Source organism: Homoserinimonas sp. (genome assembly GCF_056262345.1).
The window spans coordinates 1-4,965 of the sequence record NZ_JBACFR010000072.1; the positions used below are offsets into that span (position 1 = coordinate 1).

The following is a 4,965-nucleotide window of genomic DNA, read 5'->3' on the forward strand; positions in this document are numbered from 1 at the left end:
GTTGTGGATGCATCGGATTGGGGTACACTAGGCAAACCGGATGTCAATTCGGCTTAGCGGCGCAACTGTGATTCCCCCCAATCACGCGCTGCTGTGGCGGCGCCAGTTCCCCCCAACAGGCGCCGCCCCTCTTCTTTTAACGGCTCTGCTCTATGAGGGTTACTCCCTAACGTTCAGCTAGAGAATGAGGGATCTTCGGGCGGCGGCAATCGACGCCGAGTTGAATCTTCTGCGGGCACCTCGCTCTCGCGAGGCCGCCGATGCGAGCGGTCATTCCCTCTAGCGGAGATCTGCGCGGCGAACTTGAGCGGGGTGCATTGGTCTGAAAATGGGGTACATGCCTACCCCTCGTTTGAGGGCCATTCGGCGCGCGTCCCGCTGACTGCCCACCAACGGCGGGGATCGGCCGCAGCACGGGCAGCGCCCCACATTCTCGGGGTTTGGTGAAACGGGGGACGATCTAGGGCCTGGGTCTCAGTGTGACCGGCACTCCCTCCCACGCCTCTAGGGCGGGCGCCCTCCCCACTTTTGCGACGGTGACACCGATCGGCTGGCGGCACTTTCTAGTGTCGCCCCCATGAATCAGCATCAGCACACCGCGGCACCCCTTCGTGATTTCGCGCCGCCCCGGGGCTCTCGCGGCGGTTTTGTGCCCGTGAGGCCGTTGCGCACTCGGCGCGAGGGCGCGGTGCCGGCTTCTACTGTGCCGATCCGCTCTGTGCCGATCCGCTCTGCGTCGGCTCCTCCCGTGCTGGCTTCTCCTGCGCATGAACGTAGGGCGCAGGACAGGGTGCCGGTGCCCGAGTTGGGCCCGCTAGCCCCTTTTGCCGCCGAAGCAGGAGTGACCGATCTCTTTGTCAACGGAGTCGACGGGGTGTGGGTCGATCGGGGCCAGGGGGTCGAGCGCCGCTCCGGGCTGGCGTTGTCGGAGGATCAACTCAGAGAGCTCGCCGTCTCGCTCGTATCGGAGGGCGGCCGCCACATCGACGAGTCCTCGCCGTGTGTCGATGTGCGCCTTCGCGACGGTATCAGGGTGCACGCCGTTCTACCGCCCGTATCGTCAAAGGGCACGCTGATCTCAATTCGAATCCCGCCGGTTGAGCAACTCGGCACCGCAGACCTTGCTGCGGCAGGGTTTTTCGATCGAATCGGGCTTGCCCGCATTCACGACTTGGTGAAGGACCGCGCCAATCTGCTCATCACGGGTGCTGGCGGCAGCGGCAAAACAACGCTTCTTGCGGCTCTACTCGCCCTTGCCCCGCAAACGGAGCGCATGGTCACGATCGAGGATGTCGCCGAACTCCGCATCGCGCATCCGCATGTGGTTTCGCTCGAAGCCCGTCAGCCCAACCTTGAGGGTGCTGGCGGCGTCGGGCTCGAACGACTGGTGCGGGAGGCGCTGCGGATGCGCCCGGATCGACTGGTCGTGGGCGAGTGCAGGGGCGCCGAACTGCGCGAGCTCCTTGCGGCACTCAACACCGGTCATGATGGCGGCGCTGGCACCCTGCACGCCAATTCCCTCGCCGATGTGCCGGCGCGGCTTGAGGCGTTAGGCGCTCTCGCCGGGATGAACGCCGAGTCGGTAGCGCGGCAGGCGGTCAGCGCTATCGGAGCCGTCATTCACGTGACCAGAAAGGTGGGCGTGCGCTCAATCGACAGCATCGGTCGCTTCTCGCTTGATCACAATGATCGGCTCGCCATTGTCGACGAAACACTCATGAGCGCCGAGTCGGGCATGGTCGCCAAGGGTTTCGACAGGCCCGTCATCGCCGATGGGCGTCGGCAGAACCGACAGGTCCGCGTTCTCGACAGGTCGGGCAATGAGCGCGCCGAGTGAGCCCGCCGAGGCCCTCGCCTCTGTCGTGCAGCGGCTGGGGGTGCTGCTGGCTGCAGGGGTTGCCCCGGCATCGGCTTGGCGATACGTGGCCGAGGCCACAAGCGCCTCTCCGCAGGTCGTCGGCATCGCGGCTCGCATCGCTGCAGGAGCGTCGGTTCCCGATGCGGTGCTGGAGTCGATCTCGCAGGACGAGGGCGCTCAAGGCGCTCATGGCGCGGCGGGAGTGCGCCGTTGGCGCCGTGGTCGTGCCGCAGCTCAGAGCGCGGATCAGCAGCAGAACAGCCTCAGGGGGCTCGCCGCGGCATGGTCGGTGGCAACGGATGCGGGGGCGCCCCTTGCCGCAGTGCTGGAATCGTTCGCCTCGTCCTTGAGAGATCTCACTCAGACCAGGCGAGCACGGGAGGTGGCGCTCGCCGCGCCCCTTGCCACGGCGCGGCTCGTTGTGGCCCTCCCTGTCGTTGGGTTGCTGTTCGGATTCACCCTGGGGTTCGACACGGTAGGCACCCTTTTCGCCACACCACTCGGTCTCGCCTGCCTCACTGCCGGTGTGGGGCTCATGCTCGCCGCACGGGGATGGAATCGCAGACTGGTTGCCCGTGCTGAGCCCACCGATGTCACGCCAGGGCTCGCGCTGGATCTGCTCGCCATCGCCGTTTCGGGCGGCGCCTCACTGCAACGATCGCAGCAATCGGTCGACAGGGCCGTCGCTGCGTGCGGGCTCAGCGGGCAGGCGGATGCCGCCGCGGAGATCCTCTCGCTCTCTCATCGAGCCGGCGTTCCCGCGGCAGCGCTCCTCCGGGCAGAAGCCGATGAATGTCGCAGGGAGGCCCGCGCGGCGGGGGAGCGGGCGGCGGCTCGCCTGTCGGTCTCGCTCATGGTGCCGCTGGGACTGTGCGTTCTCCCCGCATTCATGCTGCTGGGCGTTGCCCCTCTCATGATCTCCGTGGTGTCGCAGACCTTCGGAGGAGTCGCATGACCCGCGCCGCCCGCGCCGCCCGAGGCGCCCAGCCGCTCAGCGCCCGGCCCATGTCCACAACAGCACTGTCCACCATAAGAAAGGTCGCCATGAATAACTTGCATCTGTCACCCCGGCTCGCGCGTCTGCTCCGGCAGGAGAGAGGAGCGGCCACGGCAGAATACGGAATCGTCATCATGGCCGCCGTCGGATTTGCCGGGCTGCTCGTCGTGATCCTGCGCAGCGACGAAGTGCGCGGCATTCTCACCGACCTCGTGCGGAACGCGCTTGCGTTCGGTGGTTAGCGCGCGGTCGGAGCGTGGCAGCGTCACCGCAGAATTCGTTGTGGCGCTGCCAGCCGCGCTCGTCGTGATCATCACGGCACTCGCCGGTATGCAACTCGGGTCAGTCGTGCTCCGGCTCCACGATGCGTCCGCCATCGTGGCGCGCTCTGTGGCCCGCGGCGACAGCATCGAGGGCGCGCAGGCCAGTGCCTCGCGCCTGGTCCCCGGAGCGCTCTTTTCCGTGGCACGGGCCGGCGACCTCGTCTGCGCCTCCGCCGATGCCCGGGGCAGGGGCGTGCTGGCATCCGTGCCGATCAGCGCCCGCTCCTGCGCCCTCAGTGGGCCTTCGCCATGACGCACGCGGCCCCGTCGCGGGGCGCCGCGTTGCGGTATGGCGAGCGGGGCGCCGGGTCAGTTCTGGTTGTCGCCATCCTCTGCGTCGCCGTCCTGTCACTCGCGCTGGTCATCCCCTTATATAAGGGACTCGTGCTCAACCGGGTTGCGGCAGGGGCGGCGGATGCTTCTGCGCTCGCCGCAGCAGACGTGGCGGTCGGCATTGTGCCCGGCGATCCGTGCTCGGCTGCCCAAACCGTCGCCGCTGCCAACGGTGCCGAGCTGGCCCAATGCGAGGTCGACGGGCTTGTCGCGACGGTCGTCATAACGGTCGCCCGCGACGACTTTGTGGTGGTTTCCGGGGCAACTGCGGGGCCAGCTCCCAGACCTCAATTAGCAGGCACCAAGGGTTGAGTGTGTATGGTTTCGGATGTTGGCCCGCTTATTAACGGGCAGCAGACCGTCGCGCAGCATCCTGCCCGGTGAGCACTATCTACGAGGAGTCCGGTGTCCGGAACAAAGAAACTCGTCATCGTCGAGTCACCGGCGAAGGCCAAGACGATCGCCCAGTATTTGGGCGACGGCTACGAGGTGCAGGCCTCAGTCGGGCACATCCGGGATCTCATCGAGCCCAAAAACCTCCCCGCCGAACTCAAAAAGGGTGCGCTGGGCAAGTTCTCCATCGACGTCGAGAACGGGTTCCTGCCGTACTACGTGGTCTCCGACCAGAAGAAGAAGACGGTCGCCGACCTCAAGCGCGCGCTTAAGGATGCCGACGAGCTCTACCTCGCAACTGATGAGGACCGCGAGGGGGAGGCCATCGCATGGCATCTGCTCGAGGTTCTCAAGCCCAAGGTGCCGGTCAAGCGCATGGTGTTCCACGAGATCACCAAGGAGGCGATCGAGCGCGCGAAGGATAACCCGCGCGACCTCGACACCGCACTGGTCGACGCCCAGGAGACCCGCCGCATCCTCGACCGCCTTTATGGGTACGAGATTTCTCCCGTCCTGTGGCGCAAGGTTGGCCCCGGCCTCTCTGCCGGCCGTGTGCAGTCTGCAGCGACCCGGCTCGTCGTCGACCGTGAGCGCGAGCGTCTCGCCTTTGTGGCCGCAAGCTACTGGGATCTCACCGCCGAGCTCTCGCCCACGACCGAGAAGTACCCGTTCGAATCTCGCCTCGTGCGGGTCAACGGAGAGCGCATCGCGACCGGCCGTGACTTCGACGACAAGGGAAACCTCAAGGCGGGGGTTCGCGCCCTCGACGAGAAGACCGCCACGCTGCTTGCCGACGCTCTGCGGGCATCCGAAGCATCCGTTGTGGTCTCGTCTGTGGAGTCGAAGCCCTACACGCGTCGCCCCGCAGCCCCCTTCAGCACGTCGACGCTGCAGCAGGAGGCCGCGCGCAAGCTGCGGTTCTCGGCCCGCCAGACCATGAGCGTTGCCCAGGGGCTCTACGAAAACGGTTACATCACGTACATGCGTACGGATTCGCTCAACCTGTCGGAGCAGGCCATCTCGGCCGCCCGCAAGCAGGCAGCGGATCTCTATGGAGCCGA

At 66.5% G+C, this 4,965-nt stretch carries 6 protein-coding genes; all 6 read left to right on the plus strand.

All coding sequences use genetic code 11. The annotated features are described in order from the left end of the window. Positions 1 to 796 precede the first annotated feature (796 nt). Positions 797 to 1,837 carry a TadA family conjugal transfer-associated ATPase gene (locus AC062T_RS03655; RefSeq protein WP_476027489.1) on the plus strand — a complete coding sequence of 347 codons (1,041 nt, stop codon included), beginning with the start codon at positions 797 to 799 and terminating at the stop codon, positions 1,835 to 1,837. Then, positions 1,821 to 2,813 carry a type II secretion system F family protein gene (locus tag AC062T_RS03660; protein ID WP_476027491.1) on the plus strand — a complete coding sequence of 331 codons (993 nt, stop codon included), beginning with the start codon at positions 1,821 to 1,823 and terminating at the stop codon, positions 2,811 to 2,813. Before AC062T_RS03655 ends, AC062T_RS03660 begins: the two co-directional genes overlap by 17 nt. Positions 2,814 to 2,902: 89 nt before the next feature. Next, entirely contained in the window at positions 2,903 to 3,097 is a 195-nt protein-coding gene (locus tag AC062T_RS03665; RefSeq protein ID WP_476027493.1) for a DUF4244 domain-containing protein, read from the plus strand. Beyond that, positions 3,090 to 3,431, plus strand: coding sequence for a TadE family type IV pilus minor pilin (locus tag AC062T_RS03670; RefSeq protein ID WP_476027495.1), 342 nt, complete (start codon positions 3,090 to 3,092; stop codon positions 3,429 to 3,431). Before AC062T_RS03665 ends, AC062T_RS03670 begins: the two co-directional genes overlap by 8 nt. Next, positions 3,428 to 3,823, plus strand: coding sequence for an Rv3654c family TadE-like protein (locus AC062T_RS03675; protein ID WP_476027497.1), 396 nt, complete (start codon positions 3,428 to 3,430; stop codon positions 3,821 to 3,823). Before AC062T_RS03670 ends, AC062T_RS03675 begins: the two co-directional genes overlap by 4 nt. A gap of 93 nt (positions 3,824 to 3,916) precedes the next feature. Continuing rightward, positions 3,917 to 4,965: DNA topoisomerase (locus tag AC062T_RS03680; RefSeq protein ID WP_476027499.1), on the plus strand; the 1,049-nt coding region annotated here is incomplete at its 3' end.